The organism is Micromonospora sp., assembly GCF_048594385.1.
Lineage (GTDB): Bacteria > Actinomycetota > Actinomycetes > Mycobacteriales > Micromonosporaceae > Micromonospora > Micromonospora wenchangensis.
Genome location: NZ_JBMDWU010000443.1, coordinates 17,243 through 34,586, shown reverse-complemented (window position 1 = coordinate 34,586; position 17,344 = coordinate 17,243). Strand labels below are relative to the sequence as shown.

General features: G+C 71.3%; 17 protein-coding genes. 4 read left to right on the top strand and 13 right to left on the bottom strand.

Annotated features, from left to right (window positions below; all coding sequences use genetic code 11):
• Positions 1-109: 109 nt before the first annotated feature.
• The 12 genes from ACOJTC_RS24455 to ACOJTC_RS24400 form a co-directional block, all read right to left on the bottom strand.
• Positions 110-1,327 (bottom strand): DNA sulfur modification protein DndB, encoded by a 1,218-nt coding sequence (locus tag ACOJTC_RS24455; RefSeq protein WP_420118644.1) that lies wholly within the window; start codon positions 1,325-1,327, stop codon positions 110-112.
• A gap of 361 nt (positions 1,328-1,688) precedes the next feature.
• A complete protein-coding gene (locus ACOJTC_RS24450; RefSeq protein ID WP_420118643.1) occupies positions 1,689-2,993 on the bottom strand; it encodes an amidase in 1,305 nt (434 codons plus the stop codon).
• Positions 2,990-4,024 carry a tetrahydrofolate dehydrogenase/cyclohydrolase catalytic domain-containing protein gene (locus tag ACOJTC_RS24445; protein WP_420118642.1) on the bottom strand — a complete coding sequence of 345 codons (1,035 nt, stop codon included), beginning with the start codon at positions 4,022-4,024 and terminating at the stop codon, positions 2,990-2,992. Before ACOJTC_RS24445 ends, ACOJTC_RS24450 begins: the two co-directional genes overlap by 4 nt.
• Positions 4,025-4,034: 10 nt before the next feature.
• Positions 4,035-4,316 carry a hypothetical protein gene (locus ACOJTC_RS24440; RefSeq protein WP_420118641.1) on the bottom strand — a complete coding sequence of 94 codons (282 nt, stop codon included), beginning with the start codon at positions 4,314-4,316 and terminating at the stop codon, positions 4,035-4,037.
• Positions 4,317-4,664: 348 nt separating this feature from the next.
• Positions 4,665-5,135, bottom strand: coding sequence for a DUF4913 domain-containing protein (locus ACOJTC_RS24435; protein ID WP_420118640.1), 471 nt, complete (start codon positions 5,133-5,135; stop codon positions 4,665-4,667).
• Positions 5,132-6,910 carry a type IV secretory system conjugative DNA transfer family protein gene (locus tag ACOJTC_RS24430; protein ID WP_420118639.1) on the bottom strand — a complete coding sequence of 593 codons (1,779 nt, stop codon included), beginning with the start codon at positions 6,908-6,910 and terminating at the stop codon, positions 5,132-5,134. Before ACOJTC_RS24430 ends, ACOJTC_RS24435 begins: the two co-directional genes overlap by 4 nt.
• Positions 6,907-8,391 (bottom strand): ATP/GTP-binding protein, encoded by a 1,485-nt coding sequence (locus tag ACOJTC_RS24425; RefSeq protein ID WP_420118638.1) that lies wholly within the window; start codon positions 8,389-8,391, stop codon positions 6,907-6,909. The genes ACOJTC_RS24430 and ACOJTC_RS24425 overlap by 4 nt, the downstream gene beginning before the upstream one ends.
• An 11-nt stretch (positions 8,392-8,402) precedes the next feature.
• Positions 8,403-9,869 carry an SCO6880 family protein gene (locus ACOJTC_RS24420; protein WP_420118637.1) on the bottom strand — a complete coding sequence of 489 codons (1,467 nt, stop codon included), beginning with the start codon at positions 9,867-9,869 and terminating at the stop codon, positions 8,403-8,405.
• On the bottom strand, positions 9,866-11,125 hold the full coding sequence (locus ACOJTC_RS24415) for a hypothetical protein (RefSeq protein WP_420118636.1): 1,260 nt from the start codon (positions 11,123-11,125) through the stop codon (positions 9,866-9,868). Before ACOJTC_RS24415 ends, ACOJTC_RS24420 begins: the two co-directional genes overlap by 4 nt.
• Positions 11,125-11,862, bottom strand: coding sequence for a hypothetical protein (locus ACOJTC_RS24410; RefSeq protein WP_420118635.1), 738 nt, complete (start codon positions 11,860-11,862; stop codon positions 11,125-11,127). The genes ACOJTC_RS24415 and ACOJTC_RS24410 overlap by 1 nt, the downstream gene beginning before the upstream one ends.
• 9 nt (positions 11,863-11,871) lie before the next feature.
• Positions 11,872-12,195 carry a hypothetical protein gene (locus tag ACOJTC_RS24405; RefSeq protein ID WP_420118634.1) on the bottom strand — a complete coding sequence of 108 codons (324 nt, stop codon included), beginning with the start codon at positions 12,193-12,195 and terminating at the stop codon, positions 11,872-11,874.
• Positions 12,192-12,674 carry a hypothetical protein gene (locus ACOJTC_RS24400; protein WP_420118633.1) on the bottom strand — a complete coding sequence of 161 codons (483 nt, stop codon included), beginning with the start codon at positions 12,672-12,674 and terminating at the stop codon, positions 12,192-12,194. Before ACOJTC_RS24400 ends, ACOJTC_RS24405 begins: the two co-directional genes overlap by 4 nt.
• Before the next feature lie 280 nt (positions 12,675-12,954).
• Between ACOJTC_RS24400 and ACOJTC_RS24395 the strand changes: the two genes are divergently transcribed.
• Together ACOJTC_RS24395 and ACOJTC_RS24390 are read left to right on the top strand one after the other, a co-directional pair.
• Positions 12,955-13,455 carry a hypothetical protein gene (locus ACOJTC_RS24395; protein WP_420118632.1) on the top strand — a complete coding sequence of 167 codons (501 nt, stop codon included), beginning with the start codon at positions 12,955-12,957 and terminating at the stop codon, positions 13,453-13,455.
• Positions 13,452-14,588, top strand: coding sequence for a M23 family metallopeptidase (locus tag ACOJTC_RS24390; protein ID WP_420118631.1), 1,137 nt, complete (start codon positions 13,452-13,454; stop codon positions 14,586-14,588). Before ACOJTC_RS24395 ends, ACOJTC_RS24390 begins: the two co-directional genes overlap by 4 nt.
• Positions 14,589-14,656: 68 nt before the next feature.
• On the opposite strand, the gene ACOJTC_RS24385 is transcribed toward ACOJTC_RS24390, so the two are convergent.
• A complete protein-coding gene (locus ACOJTC_RS24385) occupies positions 14,657-14,983 on the bottom strand; it encodes a hypothetical protein (protein ID WP_420118630.1) in 327 nt (108 codons plus the stop codon).
• A gap of 412 nt (positions 14,984-15,395) precedes the next feature.
• Between ACOJTC_RS24385 and ACOJTC_RS24380 the strand changes: the two genes are divergently transcribed.
• Entirely contained in the window at positions 15,396-15,836 is a 441-nt protein-coding gene (locus ACOJTC_RS24380; protein ID WP_420118629.1) for a plasmid mobilization protein, read from the top strand.
• Positions 15,836-17,335 carry a relaxase/mobilization nuclease domain-containing protein gene (locus ACOJTC_RS24375; protein WP_420118628.1) on the top strand — a complete coding sequence of 500 codons (1,500 nt, stop codon included), beginning with the start codon at positions 15,836-15,838 and terminating at the stop codon, positions 17,333-17,335. Before ACOJTC_RS24380 ends, ACOJTC_RS24375 begins: the two co-directional genes overlap by 1 nt.
• The last annotated feature ends 9 nt before the right edge of the window (positions 17,336-17,344 follow it).

Here is a 17,344-nt window from a genome sequence, read left to right as displayed (position 1 = left end):
GCTACCCCCCGCAGAGATGGACAAGAATTCACTCGGCCCTGCACCACTCGGCGCCTGCTCGACCACCGGACGGGTGTTCGAGCTGGCGCCGTCGGGGTTGCTGACGACGTCAGAGCCCGAGGACCGCCTTCACCGCGCTGGCGGCAGCGTTGACTGGGCCGCGCTGGGTGGAGATCTTGTTGTCGCTGGAGATGATGTTGTTGGACCAGATCGGTGCGTTGCGCCTCCAGTCGATCTGAGTGGCGAGGTCAACATAGCGCTGACGACGCACGGCCTCCGAAGGCTCCTTGTTGATTTCGTAGCCCATCCGGCCGATGATGTTGAGCCCGGTCGCGGTCATGTTGATGTACTTGGCCCGGAAGTCAGGGATCTGCTGTGCGACGCCACCGCTACGCGGCAGCGTCACGATCGTCGACCACGGCTCCATGTGCTCGGTCAACGTGTCGAGCAGCAGCAGCGCCTCGTCAACGAACTCGTCTTGCTGTTTGGGCGTGCTCAGACGCTGCGCGGCCTGCCGGGTCAAGCTGTCCTCGGCCATGGCGTAGTCACCGAAGAGCAACTCCTTCACGAGACCGCGGACCTGGTTGAGCAGGAAGACATGCTGTGACAGCTTCGGCAGCGTCTTGGAAGTCTCATCGACGCGCTCATGAAGCAGCTTCGACTTGGACGTGATCGCTGCGAGCACCTTGTTGACCGGCTCGCGGGTGTTGTAGACGGCGAGCAGACTCGGCGGGATCTGCTTGGTCTGCGCCGCATCAGCGAAGTCCTGCTGGATGCGGGTGCGGTCCGTCTCGATGACGATCAGTACAGCCATGGCGTCATTACCTAGGTCGGGTACCTCATCGAGGGCGCCGGGAGCTTGGGATCGTCCGGAGGGATAGCCGGCGAGAGCGGCTAGGCGGTGCTGCCCGTCCGTGACATAGAAGCGCGTGCCGTCGTGTACTACCAGGTAACCGAGCCGCGTGGGCGCTCCAGAGCTCTTCTGTACGTGGAGTGACGGGTAGGTGTCTACGTTCAGGGTGACCGGCGGCAGGATGTAGTCGTCGCGGTTGGCGATGACGTACTCCTTGATCGACTTGGCGTGGTCGGGTATGAGCGGACGGTTGAGGCTTTGCCTGGGGCTGCTGCCCTTGACTGCTGAGTCGGATACCACCTGGCGGTTGATAAAGGTGTTGGGGAAGGCAGTAGAGACCATCGTGCGTTCGCCCTGCTTGAAGACGGTGCACGGAAAGATCCGGCCACCGATGGCGGCGGCCTCGCGTGCCGCTGCCTCCATGGCGATCAGAATGTCGGCGTGCTCTATGGGGGCATCGTTGTACGTCGTCATGTCATCTCCTATCGATCCGGCGCCTACTCATGAACACTGTAGACATGCACGTAAGGATGCCGCAAGTGCACGTAAGAGTTTCGCTGTTGCACGTAACGTTGATGTCGCAAGGCTGGTGTAGCCGAGTGCCCGAGTGCCCCTCTGCCGACTGGCGACCGTAGTGCGATCTCCTGTGGCCCCGAGGAGGTCAGCAGACATGCGGCACCGTGCTGCTCCACTCGTTACCCCCGGTACATCACCCTCTAAGGGTCTTCGGCGTCGGCGACCGGTGTCAGCGTTTGATGTGGGAAGGCGCTTCCGTGCTGGGCCGGCGCGGCAGCGATTACGCTCTGCGCCGGGCCAAGTTGGTCTACAGGCGCCGTCAGGCGAACCGCGTAGCCCGAGGAGGTGGGTACCTGTCGGTGATCGTTGTCCCGACCGCCATCGCGGCGTGACCAGCTGCAGCCGACATTGGCGGCGAATCGCTCGATCCCTTTGGTTGTAGCGGGAACGTCGGGCTGGGCCACGGTTGCAGAAGATGCAGAGCGGCTGCTGCACGCACGAGTAGGTCTTCGCGGTGATGGTCGGCGACGACCTGGAGGCCAACAGGTGTGCCGTCGGGGGCGAAGCCAGCGGGAACGCTCGCGGCCGGATGCCCGCTCACGTTGAAGGCCCAGGTCAACGCGACATTCATACGCTCACCGGGTCCATCGTGGTCGTGAGCAGCGTAGGGAGTTGTGGGTGTAAGCAGCACATCAGCGGTGGCGAACAGAGCAGCTAGCCGGCGATCGTTGTGAGTGCGCAGGGTCTCTGCGGCGGCTCGATCCGTGGGCAATTCCGTTCGGAGCGTTCGCCAAGCGGGTGTTGGGTCGTCGAGGACCAGGTCGTGCTCGACCCACTGGAGCAGTCCGCCAGCGGCGAGTCGGTCGGCCGCGGCCCGGGCAGGCTCCGTCACGTGCTGGTCGACGTCGGCGTAGCCCAGAGTGCTTGACCACACCGCCCGGATAGGCCGTCCTCGGAGCGGATCCGTGATGTCGGTGGCGAGGTGCGTGCCCAGCATGGCATCGAGGTAGGCCGTAGCGTCAGCGACGGTCCGGGCCAGTGGGCCAGGCACGTTGAGCTGGTTCGCGGAGTGGAGTAGACCTCTGCTCACCTTGACGCCGACAACGCCGCACCAGGCGGCCGGGATCCGTATCGAGCCAGCGCCGTCGTTCCCAGTTGCCAGGGGTACGAGGCCTGCCGCTACTGCGGCTGCAGATCCGGCGGATGACCCGCCGGGGGTGCGGTCTGCCCGCCATGGGTTGGTGGTGGGACCGCGGTCGGTGTACCCCCACGTCTGCCAGGTGGTGCCGCGGGGGACTGCGGTGGTGCCGATCGGGATGCATCCGGCAGCGAGGAGCCGCCGGGCCTGTGGAGAGTCAGTGCCCTCGGTGGCTTTGATGCCCAGCGGAACCCCCGCGAGCGGCAGGCGGGCACCACCGTCGATGCTGCGTCGCAGCTCGTACGCGGCTTGGCGTGCTCGGTCCGGCCAGACCTCGCGGAACGCTCGCAGGTCGTCGTCGAAGGCCGCGATGCGCGTCAAGGCGGCTTCGACGACGGCGGTGGGGCAGAGCTGCCTGCTGTTGACCAGATCCGCGATGTCGACGGCGTTCAAAGTTGCTGGATCGGTGACGGCTGACGCGTTCATCGTTCATGACCTTGGCTGTTGCCGCGCGCGGGGCCGCCGCGTTGGTGGATCGGCTGGTCCGCAGTCTGCGGCGCGGCCTGGCGAGGTGCACGAGTCGGCTTCGGGAAAGCGAGAGCTGCAGCTCTCGCAGTGGTGGCGGGGCTGCTGGTGCGCGCCTGGTACGGACGCCCTGGGTACTGCCAGGGTGCCAGGTCGGCGTGCAGCTCCTGGCGGATCACCCGCTCGACCAGGACAGCCATCTCGACAGGGCCGATTCCGCCGGGTACCGGGGTGATGTTCTGCGGGATGCCCTTGGCCTCGGGGGAGATGTCGCCGGCTACCCCGCCGTCGGGTGACGGGACAAAGCCGGAGTCCACCACCAGCCGGTGGTGCGGGCGGACGTGTTGTGGACCGAGGAGACCGGGGCTACCGGTGACGGAGATGACGATGTCGACGTCGCGTACTGAGTTCAGGTCGTCGCCGAGGTCGAGTTGGAGCGGTTCGTGGCCGTGCTCGGTGAGGCGGGTGACAACACCGCGTCCGACGAAGCCACGAGCTCCCACCACCGCGATGTTTGGTGTGTCGTGGGTGAAGGGTTGTACTACTCGCCAGATCCCTTCGGCGGTTGCACACACCTGCTGTTCAGACCCCTCGGTCAGCGCGTCGATGTCCTTCTGCGGGGCGATGTCCTGCACGAACTGACGCAGCCGGGCAGGGACCGGCTGTTGAACGATGATGGCGGTGACTGCGGGATCGGCGTTGGCGCGTTCGATGGCAGCCGCGAACTGCGCTGGGGTCACGTGGGCGGGCAGCACCAGGTGGTCGGCGTGCAGTCCGATTCGGGTGAAGTTGGCGACCTTCTGCTCAGCGGAGATTCGTGAGGCGTTGGCGCGGGCCTGCCAGTCCACCGGGTCGTGGCCTGCGGCTTCAACCCGGATGATCGTTGCTGTCTTGCCGCGGGCAGCCATGGGTTCGCGGTAGTCGGCATACAGGCCGTGGACGGTACGCAGGATCTCCCTGCCGGAGATGTGATTGTTCGCCTCGGCGTTCATCGCGCCGGCCTCAGTAGGGCCAGCCGAGGCTGGCGAGTGCCCTCGGCACCGGTTCCAGGCTGCGGCCGTCGAGGAGGTCGTGCACCTGCTGCTCGGTCAGCAGCCGGTGAGTTTCGAGATTGTCCTGGTAGCGCTGCCCGTCCCAGGTCAGCGGGATGAGGGTGAAGGTATCTGGGTCGAACGCGTCGTGGTACGAGAAGGCACCGTGGTGGGCCAGCCAGATGATGTTGGCTGGCTCGGCGTTGACGTGCTCTTGGGCCAGGTCCAGCGCCTTGGCGGCGACGCCGGCCATGTCGTCGGCGATGCCGTGGCGGTCGTCGTTGGAGCGGATCTCAGACGCTACTGCTACGACCCGACCGGCGAGTGGGTAGAGGCGTATCAAGCAGTGGGCTTGGCCACTGCGGCGATGCGGCCAGTGCACGATTGCGCTGACGTGGCCGTTGGAGTCGAGGACTACCGGCGAGTTGCTGATCACTGCGACCGCTCTCCTTCTGAGGGGCGATCTGGCCCCATCGTGATTCGGTGGAATCAACGATCGCCGCCGTTGGACAGTTGAGCGAGCACCCCTGGGTGGAAGGCTCCACCAGAAGCGCTCGGGGTTCGGTGTGCTTGTCGGGATGGGGGACAGTCCGACTGCCTGCTATGCGTCGGGGAGCTGCGCCAGCACCTCGGCTGGCGCGGGCTCGACGGGCAGGGCCTCGGGGTCGCGGTGTCGGGTGCCGCAGCGGGCGAACGGTCCGAGGTCGCCGGTCAGGGCGGCTAGGTGGGGGTCGAGGTGGTCGCGCCACCAGATGCTCATGCCGGTGTGCGGGTCGTTGACCCGCAGCGTCTCCCAGGCTCGCCACAGAGCGTAGAGGCGGGACAGCGCCTCGGGGTGCGCCCACCAGCGGGGGCACCAGTTGATGCCGGGGGTGGGTCCGGAGGCGACCCGCCGCTCGACGACCTGTGCGAGGTACCCGGTGACGAACTGGTCGACGTCGCGGAAGACCGGCTGCGGTGCGTCTTGGTCGTCGGGGGCGGCGGGCGCGTCGGGTGTCCCGGTGAGCTGGTCGAGCAGGGTGCTCAGGTCGGCGACCGGGTCGGTGGCCGGTCCGGACGTCGGGGTGGTCATGAGATGGGCTCCGGCGGGGTGTCGGGGGACAGGGTCCAGTCGGTGCGGTTGTCGGGGTCCCAGCGGGCGATGGAGGCGCGGATCGCGGCGGCGTGCGGTCCGTCCTGCCAGGGGGCGGTGCGGGCGAGGGCCGGTGGGGCCCCGGAGGCGTAGACGACCATCCGGCCGCGTGGCAGGGCGTGCAGGTCGGCGACGTCGAGGATGCGTTGACGGCGGGTGGCGTGGGACACCGACCGCTGGCCCCACCCGGACCCGCTGGTACTGGTCGACCTGGTCGTCACGTCGTGCTCCCCGATCAGCTTCGACAGTTCCTCCAACCAGTCCGGGTCGGCGACGCCGCCGCCGTAGGTGCGGACGTTCGCGGCGGACCAGAGTTTGCGCATGCCCTCGCGGCCCCATACGTCGACGCCCTGGGGGTAGGACTGGAGGATCGTGATGATCGGCAGGCCGTGGGAGCCGTAGTACGAGTACAGCGAGGGCAACTGGCGTAGGCGGCAGATATTCGCGGCTTCGTCGAGGATGCTCAGCAGCGGTGGGTCGAGGCGGCGGCCGGTCGAGGCGCGGGCGCGTAGCTCTCCGGCGCGCAGGACGGTGTCGGTGAGGGCGGCGACCAGGGGGGCGGGGGAGCCGGGGCCGCCCTGGGAGAGCAGGTACAGCACGTCGGTGGACGTCACGAACGCGGCCGGGTCGAATTCGCGTACCCCGCCCCGGGTGGGTGGGGTGACCCAGGCGGTGACGGCCGGTTCGGTGAGGCACATGAGCATCTTCTGGGCGCCGGCGTAGATGCCGCCGCGGGTCTTGTCGGGCATGTTGACCACGCCGGCCACCGCGTCGCCGGGCAGCGCGAAGCCGTGCTCGCGCAGCAGCATCGCCGGTTCGTCGTCGCGGGGGCTGACCGCCCACCGGTACGCGGCGAGGATGTCCCGTCCGGAGCACGCGGCGGCCAGCAGCAGGTTCGCCACCAGTTCCTCGCTGGACGGGTCGAAGAAGGCGTCGCGGCTGACGCCGGGTTCGCGTTCGGCGGAGGCGAAGTGCTCGGCGAGGCGGCGGGCGTCGGTGATGGTGGCCACGGCGCGCAGCGGGTTCCACCACATGCCCTGGTCGGTGCCGAGGATGTGCTGCGGGTCGAACGCCCACACGGTGCCCCGGGCGGCGCGGACCTCGCGGGTGGCGTCGACGATGTCGCCCTTGACGCTGGTGACCAGGGTGGGTCCGGGGGCGGCGACGATGGCGGGGATCGCCCGGCAAGTGGTCTTGCCGGTGCGGGGGCCCCAGATGTCGACGGCCATGTCCTCCCAGGACTGCCGCAGCGGCATCCCGCCGGCCACGGTGTGGGCGATGAGCACGCCGAGCTGGTCGGGGTCGGGCCGGTCGACATCGGCGAGGCTCGGCCGTAGCCGCCGGCCGCTGTCGGCGACGCCCTGGGGGCCGAGGTGGGCGAGGTCCTTGCGGGTGGCCATCCGGCGGGCGGCGGAGTCGACCCGGGTACGACGCCGGCGTGACCACCGCCAGGCCGTCACCGCCGCGGTGGTCAGCAGCGCCAGGACGGCGACCTCGGCGACCACGACGAGCGTGCAGGCGGTGGTCCAGACGATCTCGCCGCGCAGCACCGCCGTGGCCACCCGGATCGGGCCGCCTGCGGTGTAGCCGGGTGGCCGGGTGAGCAGGACCGGCAGCCATGCCCCGACGGCCAGGACCAGGGCCAGGGCGGCGATGCCGCCCGCGATGAGGCCGGCGTCGTCGTGGCCGCCGCGCGGCCCGGCCGGGCGGCTCACGCCATCGTCCAGCGGAAGTCGGTGTTGCCGAGCTGCTTCTCCGTCTCGGTGGGTTCCAGGTGCACGGGGATGCCCGGTCGGGAGCCGACCTTGATGAGGAAGTTGCCCCGGCCGACGGTCTCGCTGCCCTCGGTGGCCGTCCAGGACGGCGGCGCCGACCAGGACAGCACCTCCCGCCGTTCGGCCTGCGACAGCGGCCGGACCCGGGAGACGGCGTCCAGCTCCTGCTCCGAGCAGGGGCCGATCATCAGCACCGCCGACCGCTCGGCGAACCCGCGCGCCTTGGCCCGGTCGTGGGCGGTGGGCAGGGCTTCCAGGTCGGCCAGCGAGTGGGTGATGAACGCCGTGCCCGTCCCTTTCTGTCTGTTCAAGCGGGTGAGGCCGTCGGCGCGGTCGACCAGGCCGTGCCCGACGCGCAGCGCCCGCCACAGCTCGTCCAGGACGGTGAAGAACGTGCGGGCGGGAGCGAGGCCGAGGTCGGCCATCAGGTGCGCCGCCTCGACCTGGGCGAAGCCATAACTCCAGGTGGATAGCAGGGTCGCGGCGGTGCGCAGCTCGTCGGTGTCGTCGATGCTGGAGATGTCGACGCACACGGCGGGGGTGTCGAGGCGGATCGCGGTGGTGGTCTGCCCCTCGAAGGTGTCGCCGAGGGGGCCGTGCAGCAGCGCCAGCAGAGTGCGGCGTAGTCCGTTGGTCTCGTCGCGGAAGCGGTGCAGGTCCTGCTCTTCCTGCCAGAGGGTGACCGCGCGGACCTCCGGTGGGGCATCGCGGATAACGCGCAGGACGTCGGAGAGCACCGGCGGGAGGTCGGTCTCGCGGTCGGCGAGGTAGCGCAGCGCGGCGGACAGCACGGTGGTCTCATCCGAGCTGACGGGTCCGCGCCGGACCAGGGTGGCCAGGGCGACCAGCATGTTCAGCCGCCGGTCGGTGACGGCGGAGCGCACCACCGCGGCGGTGCGCTCGTCGACGCGGTCGAGGACCTGCCGCCACGGGCCGGCGTCGAGGGGGTTGATCCGGTCCAGGCCGGGCCCGACGCGCAGCACCTGCCCGCCCAGGGCACGGACCAGCTCGGCGTAGTCGGGCTTGAGGTCACCGAGGATCAGCGGCGTGACGCCCTGGGCGGTGAGGCCGAGGACCATCCGCCGCACGGCCGTGGACTTGCCCATGCCGGGCTCGCCCTCGATCCACACCGACGGGTTGTTGATCAGGCGGGCACGGGTGTACCAGGAGATGGGGTCGAAGCACACCGCGCTGCCGGTGTAGAGGTGCCGGCCGATCGGTACGCCGATCATCGGCGTCGACGCGCCGGTGCCGAAGGGGAACAGGCCGCACACCTGCACGGTGGTGCCCCGGTACTCCGTCGGTGGCTCGATGTAGGACCAGGCGCCGCCGCCGGGCCCGCTGTGGCCGAGCCGGCCGGGTCGGCGGCCGGCTGGTCGACGCGGCGGGGGTGGGGTGGCGTCGCGGGTGCTGATGGTCATGCCGGCACGTCCTAGAAGGGGATGGTGGCGTGGGTGGGCAGGACCACTCCGGCGGGCAGGCTGGCGGCGAACCCGGCGGCCTGGCAGCCGTACATCGGACGTAGCGCCAGGCGGGCTTCACCGGCGCGGGCCCGGATGATGCCGGTGGCCTCATCGAGGTGCTTGTCGTCGGCGACGGTGGCGGTGACCAGCACGGTGAACCGGACGACTCCCGCGCCGGTGGCCTCTTCCTCGGCGGCCTGTTCGGCGGCGGCCAGGTCGGTGAGGTCCCGGGCGCTGGCGCGGTGCTTCTTGCTGGCCAGGAACCGGGCGTCGCGTTTGTCGGACTCGACCAGCCGGGCTGCCTCGCCGGGGGAGTACGGCCGGTAGATCATGGTGACGCGCTTGCGCAGCAGTTGCGGGTCCGGTTCGGTGAGCCGGGAGAACAGCCGGCTGTACACCACCCCGCGCGGGGCCTCCACCAGGCACCAGGTGCGCGACACCCCGGAGTCGTGGCGGTAGGAGTCCCAGCTCTCCCGGGTGGCCACCGGCCCGGCCTGGGTCCAGTCGGGGGTCAGCCGGGGGTCGCGGGCGAGGTCCAGGGCGGCGGCCGGGTCGTACGCGGCGCGCACCACTCCGGCGAGCCCTCGGGCGGACATCGGCGTGATGCCCGCGCCGGTCGCGCCGGTGAGCCCGGCGTGCAGGTGCGGCAGCCGGGCGGCGACCTCGCGGCACACGTCCTCGTGGGACATCGACCGGCCGGGCGGCGCGGTGTAGGTCAGCGACACCCGGGTGTCCACGGTCGCCGACCCGGCCGGGTAGGACTGCACGACGTCGTCGAGGACCTGCAACGCCAGCGCTGGCGCGTCCGGTTGGCTGGTGGCGGCCACCTCGGCGGCGAGCCGGGTGCCCGGGTCCGGGGTGGTCTCGACGGTCACCTGGGCCTGCACGAGCTGCGGCTCGCGTGACAGCGCCGACAGCCAGGACGCCAGGTGACCGACGCGGGCGTCGATGACGCCCTGGTCGACCAGGTCCATGCCCTCGGGGGCGCAGCGCAGGGTGACGGTGTAGTGCCGGCTCTGGGGGACCACCACCACGGCGACGACGCCGGAGCGGCCGGTCTCCACCTCGTACACCTCGGAGCGGGCCAGGACCCCGGGCAGCTGGTGGGCGGCGGCCACCCGGGACGCGGCCCCGGAGACGTAGATGTGGTGGCGGCGGGACCGGGCCAGCCACCAGGCGACGCGGGCGGTGATGACCTGGAATCCGGTGCGTCCGTTGATCCGGATCGCCAGCGGCGCGAGGACCAGCAGTCCGGTGGTCGCGGTGACCAGGGAGGCCAGCACGGACACGGGCAGCATCGCGGCGGCGAGGACCATGACCAGGAACGCGGCGATGGTGCCGACCGGGCCGAGCCCGAACAGGCCGGCGCCGCGACCGAGCCGCCAGTTGCCGTAGGTGCGCTGGTCGCGGGTCTGCTCCCGCACTCCGGTGCTCACGAGCCCTCGCCGTCGGTCGCTCCGGAGGCGGTGCCGCCGACCTTGCGTACCGCTGCCGGGCCGGCCTTGGCGGCGGCGACGGCCGCGACAGCGGCGATACCGATGGGGCCGGCTGCTGCGGCTGCTCCCGCGCCCGCACCGGCCGCCGCGCCACCGGACGCTCCGGCTCCCGCGCTCGCGGATCCGGCACCTGCTCCCGCCGCTTTGGCTCCCGATGCGCCTGCGGAGCCCGATCCGCCGATGGCTGGCATCGATCCGCCGCCGGCCGGGCGGGGTGCCGGTGGGGTCGGGCCTGCCCCGCCGGGGCGTCCGCCGCCGGCCGCGCCGTTGTTGCCCGTAGCTCCGACACCACCGGAACCGCTTCCGCTGAGTCGTACCGCTCCGGAGGCGACCTGTCCGGCTCCGGACGCGGCAGCGACGCCCACGCCGCCGGAACCGCCGCCGGACAGCACGGACACGGCCGGGGCGATGAGCCGCATCAGGGCGGGTAGCGCCACGATGGCCATGGCGAACATGACCAGGCCGGTCAGGAGGTCGGTCAGGCTCTGACCCTGGCCGAGCCAGAACACCGCCGCGTAGATCGTCGCTGCGGCCGGCTTGTAGAGCACCAGGGCCAGCAGCCAGGTGAGGTAGCGGCTGCGTACGGAGCCGCCGACGGCGGCGGCCACGGGAAGGAGCCCGGCCAGCAGCACCAGGCCGGCGTTGCGGGCCAGCAGCAGTAGGAGCTGCACCATCGAGGACAGGAACAGCATCATCGAGATGCCGATCACTACCAGCGCTGGCAGGCCGGTGGTGTTGGCGACGGCCGGGGTGAGCAGGAGCAGCCGCTTGCCGAGGTCGCCGTTGGCGGAGGCCGACAGGATCCAGTCCGCGTAGGCGTCGCCGATCTCGGTGAGTATCCGCACGGCCGGTACACCCGCTCCGGCGATCACGACCAGCAGGACGAGGTTCTTGCCGAGCGCGCCGGCTTCCCGGCCGTCGCGTTCCAGGGCCATCTTGGTCGCGGAGAACAGCACCGAGCCGACGGCGATCGCAGCGACTGCCCAGGCGGTGTACGCCTGCAGGTGTTTGATCACCCCGGACTCTTGCGACACCACGGGGCTGGGGATGGCCAACCACCCGGCGACCAACGTCTCCAGCATCTTCGCGGCGGCCTGTGACGCCTGGTCGGCCAGCTCGTCGAGGAACCGACCGGCGGTGTTCTGCACGATCTGACCGGGGATGCACGTCGGATCGATGACCGGGGTGCAGGGCACTACTGCGCACCCCACTCGACGACCCCTACGAGGTCGGTGGTCACCCGGTTTACCGACGTCCATGCGCCTGCGGGTGGGGCGACCATGCGCCAGTCTCCGTCACGCCAGCGCAGCGTCAGCGACAGGATGTGGTAGCGCGCGGTGCCGGCGTACGGTGCCCGGAAGGCCAGCCCGATCACGGCGGTGTCCGGGCTGTAGGACTGGAAGCTGAAGCCGGCGATCTGGCTGAGTTCCCCGGCCTGGGCCGGGGCGTCACCAGCGTTGCGGAGCGCCGCCAGGAGCCGGTCGCGGTCGTCGCCCGGCTCGAACTGCTGCTCGATCGTGGGTTCCCACGACTGGCGGCCGGCCGAGTAGCCGGCGCGGACGCTGAGTTGCGCTGCCGCGATCAGCGCGCCCTCGGGGGTGTGTGCGTAGCCGGCGGCGGTGCCACCGCTGATGCGGGTCGGTCCCGCCGACGCGCTGATGGGCACCGCGTTCTGGCCGACGAGTTCCCATCGCACGCCAGACGGGGCGGTGGTCGGCACTGCGGTCGGCAGGGCCTGCGGCGCGGTGCTGTCGGCGGACGGAGGGCTCGCCGAGGGTGCCTCTCCGGTCGTGCCGGTGCCGTCGTCGGTGAGCGTGGACACCGCGATGATGGCCCCGACGAGGAGGACGATCAGCGCCAGCACCGCCGAGGCGATGAACCCCGGACGGGTCCAGGGCGGACGGTCGGCGAAGTCCTGGGTTGAGCGCGACATCGGTTCCTCCTAGATCAGCGCGGAGACCACCGCGGACGCGCTGCCGATGAGCATGCAGGCGGCGAACACCCAGCCGAGCTGGGAGATGTTGCTGTCGTCACCGCGGCGGTGCGAGATGGCCATCTTCGCGGCGGTGTAGAGCACCCCGCCGACGCAGGCGGTGGTGGCCAGGTAGGCGACCCACTTGAGGACGGTGAGGATCTTGTCTCCCACCCCGGGTGGGGGTGCACCGCCGCCCGGGTCGGGCACCGGCGCGTTCGAGGGGTCAGGCGCGGCGGCTAACAGGTGGTCGAGGTGGGTTCGCAGGTGGTCGAGGTGTTCGATCAGGGTCATCGTGGGCTCTCTTGGGGTGGGTGGATCTTCTGCCGGATCGCGTGGCGTAGTGCCTCGATGTCCGGGGATGCGCCGACGTCGTGGGGGTCGTCGGCGGCGAGTAGGGCGTCGACCCAGCCGACATTCCATACCGCTGGCGCCCAGCCGCGCAGCAGGTGCAGCCGGTCGGTGACGATGCGCGGTGGGCGGCGCGGGGACGCGGCGACAGCGACCACGCCGAGCACCGCCACCGGGCCGGGCATGCCGGAGCGGCGACGCCACTGCTCGATGGCGCCGGTCGCGGCCCACGTGCCGGATGCCGTGGCACGGCAGACCAGCACGACGTGGGCCGGTGGCGTCGCTGGCGTGACGAGCGGCCAGCCACGGCTGCCGAAGTCCAGCCCGATGCCGGTCAGCCGCGCGAGCGTGGTGACGCCCGCGCCACCGTGGCAGCCGACCCACCACACCGGTGGCCACGCGGGCAGATTCGGCGGAATCACGGCGAAGGGCAGTGCGGGAGCGGGGCCTGGACGGGTGCGCGTCCTCGCCACGGTGGTCGTCTTCATCGACAGCCATACCACCGCACGTAGCTACACCCCGTCACTCGATGCCTCCCCCGCGTGTCAAGGTCACCGACGAGTACCCGACAGTAGCACTGCGTTTCCGAATGGATCTATGGTTATCCCTCGCTGCAATAGGACGCGAAAGGCAGCACGGGGGAGGCGTCGAATGGCACGGAAAGGCTGTGCATCTGCCTACATCGATAGGACCGTACCGGGCGTGGCGTTGGTGATGCTCGTGATGGCGGGGTGCGCGCCCGGAGTGAGTCGGGAGACGCCTGCGCCGGTGGACAGCGGCCCGGGGTATCCGGCGGCCGTGGCCGGTGGTGGATCGGCGGCGTCGAGCGTGGAGCCGCCGGGTGGGGACGACCACGACCACGATGCGCCGAGCCTGCCCGCGCCTGCGGCGGACCGGGCGGCGTCGGTGGCGGCGACGTTCGCGGCGGCGTGGGTGCGATCTGACCTGTCGGCGGCGACGTGGTGGCGGGGTGTGGAGGCGAGCTGTGAGGAGAGCTTCGCCCGGTCGTTGCGCACGGTGGACCCGTCCCGGGTGCCGGCCACGCGGGTGACGGGCCGGCCGGTGGTCAAGCACGCGCCGCAGGACGGCAAGGCGGTGTTCGAGGTGCCCACGGATGCCGGGACGCTGACGGTCTGGCTCGCTGGCGTGGATGGTCGATGGCTTGTCGTGGACGCCGACTTCCGTCGGGCGGTCAGCCGGTGAACCGTGCGCCGATCGCCGTTGGTGTGGCGGTGTTGGCGGTCGTCGCGGTGCTGTGCGGTGGCATGGTCGGGCTGCCGCTGATGATGTTCGGGCAAGCCAGCGCGGAAGCGGCGGGGTGCGAGGTGCCGTTGGTGTCCGGCTCGCCGGTGCCGGGGGTCGGATCGTGGGGGAGCGCGGAGACGACGAACGCCGCCGCGATCGTCGCTGTCGGCCGGCAGCGCCAGGTGCCGGCGCGCGGTTACGTCATCGCGCTGGCGACCGCGATGCAGGAGTCCACGTTGCGCAACCTGGCCAACGCCAACGTGCCCGAGTCGCTGACCCTGCCGCACGAAGGCGTGGGCCGCGATCACGACTCGGTCGGGTTGTTCCAGCAACGGCCCGGCTGGGGCAGCGTGCGCGAGCGGATGACGCCCAGCTACGCGGCCGGGAAGTTCTATGAGGCCCTGGTGCGGGTCGACGGCTGGGAGCGGATGCGGTTGACCGATGCGGCGCAAGCCGTGCAGCGCTCCGGCCTGCCGGAGGCGTATCAGAAGTGGGAGGACGACGCCGAGCAGCTCGCCGCGCAGGTTCTTGGGCTGCCGAGCATCGACGACATCGGCGGCGGGGCACCGACGGCACCGTGCGGGGTCGACGACCTGGGGCCGGTGTTCGTCGGTCCCGGCGGTTGGGTGCAGCCCGTCCGCGCGAAGATCGTCAGCCCGTTCGGGTCGCGGGGTGGCCGGCTGCACGCGGGCGTGGACCTGTCCAAGGCCGGCATCCGCGGCGACGAGATCCGGGCGGCGGCGGCCGGGGTGGTGGAGCAGGTCAAGTGCGACTGGTACACCACGTGCGACCGGGACGGCAACACCCGTCAGCGTGGCTGCGGGTGGTACGTCGACATCCGGCACCCGGGCGACACCGTCACCCGCTACTGCCACATGATCCGGCGTCCCGAGGTGGCTATCGGTCAGCAGGTCACGGCCGGCGCGGTCATCGGGTTCGTCGGCAGCAGCGGCGGCAGCAGCGGACCTCACCTGCACTTCGAGGTGCACCTCAAGGTGCGGCCGGGACCGTTCCATGCCAACAGCGGCAACGCGGTCGACCCGGTGCCGTTCATGCTGCAGCGGGGCGCGCCACTGGGGCCGGCGTCATGACCGGGCTGCGTCCGGCGGTCTCCCCGCCCGCAGGCAGGGAGACCGCCGGACGGTCGAGGGTCCGGGGATCAGGGTTGATCCGGGTGGTCGGGCGACGCGACCTGCTCGGCGGGTTCGAGGGCCGTCGACCGTGCCGACCGGCGGCGACGCGACGGGCCCTGGTCGGGTGCGTCCAGGCCGAGTTTGGTCAGCTCATCGGGCGTCCAGCCACCTGCCAGCGCTGCGGAGTACCGCGCGTTGTAGTGGTCATTGGCCTGGCGCAGGGCGTCGGCGAGCTGGTCGCGTTCGTGCCGCGCCGTCGCGGCCTCGCCGACCAGGTTGGCGCGCTCGCGCAGGAGCCGCAGGGCCGCCCTCTCGGTCTCGCTGCGAATGGCTTTAGCGCTCTGCTCGACCATGGAGTCCTCCCCAAGATCACGGCGGTCGGGTGGGTATGGGCGCTGAGCTTAGCGGTCAAGATCGATCGTTGCGGTACCGGTTTCGCGGCGGTACGAGCTGCCGATGGGGGTGTGTTTCCTGCCTGTCGAGGCCGTCGGCCAGGTCCAAGGGCTGCTCGTCGGTCCCTCGCGCGGCAGCGCGCGTTCTGGACGTTCGGTGGCGTGCGGGTGTCGTCATCAGCTCCCGCGACGTGGGGGGTGCGCGCGCACCGTCGGGTGTGGTGTACGTCGCCGCGCCCCCGCACCGTTGGCACACGGACGACCGCCTTCGGCGGGGAAGCAAGTTGGAGTAAAAGTCTGACTTTTAGTCAGTCAGGCCGCGCAGCGGCCGGTCAGGAGACGACGGGTCACCCTCGTCGGGAGGGTGGTCGACGTGGTTGACCCTGCGCAGGTCGGCGTGGTCCGGTTCGGTGCGAGCGAGCGCCGACGGCGTGCCCACAACGACGATGATCCGCGCGTGCACCGGGTGACCGTGCGGTTGTCCGAGGCGGAGATGGCGGCGGTCGAGGCGAACGCGGCGGCGGCCCGGATGGCTACCTCGGCGTACCTGGCCGAGGTCGGGACGGCACCACTGGTGCCCGCCCCGACCGGCGGCGGCGGGGGCGAAGCGGGTCCACTGCTGGTCGAGCTGATGGGCGCGCATCGGCAGGTGCGCGGTGCGGCGCACAACCTCAACCAGGCCGTGGCTCGGCTGCACTCCACCGGTGAGCCGTCCGGGGATCTGGCCGCGACGGCGGCGTACCTGGCCCGGGTCGCGGCGCGCGTCGACGAGCTGGTGACCGCGATCGCCGCCGCGCAGACGGGCCGCCGCTGATGATTCCGAAGGTCACGTACGGCACCGACGTCGACGGGCTGCTGAAGTACCTGTTCGGTCCGGGAAAGGCCGAAGAACACGTCAGCCCGCACCTGGTCGCCGGGTACGACGATGTGGCGCTACTCGCTCCGAAGAAGCGTGACGGCGGTGGCAAATGGTCACTCGGGGAGCTGGGGGCGCGGTTGAAAGCGCCACAGATCGCTGCCGGGGAGCGCGGGGTGCAGCAGTACGTGTGGCAGTGCTCGCTGAGCCTGCCAGCCCAGGAAGGGCAGCTCGACGACGCGACCTGGGGCCGCATCGCGGGCCGGTTCGTCGCCGAGATGGGCTTCACCGGGGACGCGGAGCGGGCCGGCTGCCGGTGGGTCGCGGTGCGGCACGGGCTGTCGGCCAACGGCAACGACCACGTGCACCTGGTCGTCACCCTCGCCACCGAAGACGGGGCACCGGTGTGGCTGCGGCAGGACAAGCGGCGCAGCCAGCAGGTCGCCGACCTCCTGGAGGACGAGTTTGGGTTGGGCAAGTGGACGCCCGGACGGGCGGGGGCGACGACGCGGCCAGAGTTGAGCCGGCCGGAGATCGACCGGGCCCGGCGCAGCGGTCAGGCACCGGACCGGGAGCTGCTACGCCGCCAGGTTCGGGCGGCCCTGGCCGGGGCGGACAGCGAAGCCGAGTGGGTCGGGCGGATGAAGGGAGCGGGGCTGCTCGTCGCTGCGCGGACGGCGGCGGAGGACCCGAACCAGGTGGTCGGGTACGCGGTCGCGCTACGGCCGGCCGGGGTGGGCAAGCCGACCTGGTACGCGGGGCGCAGCCTGGACGGAGACCTCAGCCTGCCCCAGGTCCGCAAGCGGTGGCCCGAGGCGCGGCGACCTTCCGCTGAGCAGTGGAAGGCAGCGGATTCCGCAGAATCGCGCCTGCGCAGTGAGGACCGGATGGCGGTGTGGCGCTCGTCCGCCGCCGTGCTGGAGGACGTCGCCGGCCGGCTGGCGGGGGCGGCTCCCGGCTCGCCGCAGTGGCCAGCGGTGGCGCGGGCCAGCGCCGAGCTGCTCGCTCGGGTGGCGGCGGCCACCGAACCGTCGGGGCGTGGCCCGGTGAGCCGGGCCGCCGATGCCCTGGCTCGCGCGGCGGCACCGCCGCGTCGGGCGCCAGCGCCCGCGTCGTCGTCGGTCGCCCGGGAGTTGGGGCGGGTGGCGGATGCCCTGTTGGTCGCCGGACACGCCCGCGACGGTGGCGAGGCGGCGGTCCTGCTCGCCGTGGTCGTCCAGGCGGCCCGGCTCGTCGTGGCGCTGGCCGAGCTGCGCGCCGCGGAGCAACAGGCCCATGCTGCCGGCGCGGCTGCTGCTGCCGCCGCACACCTGATGCCCCTGCTCCAGTCGAGTGCCCCACCCGTCGACCAGGTGCGCGTGCCCACCCAGAACGGCTTGCCGCAGCGGCCGGCCCGCACCGTGCCGGGCCCGGTCCGACCCCGCGTCGATCCGAGCGTCGACCGGGATTCGCGTTGAGGAGGACGA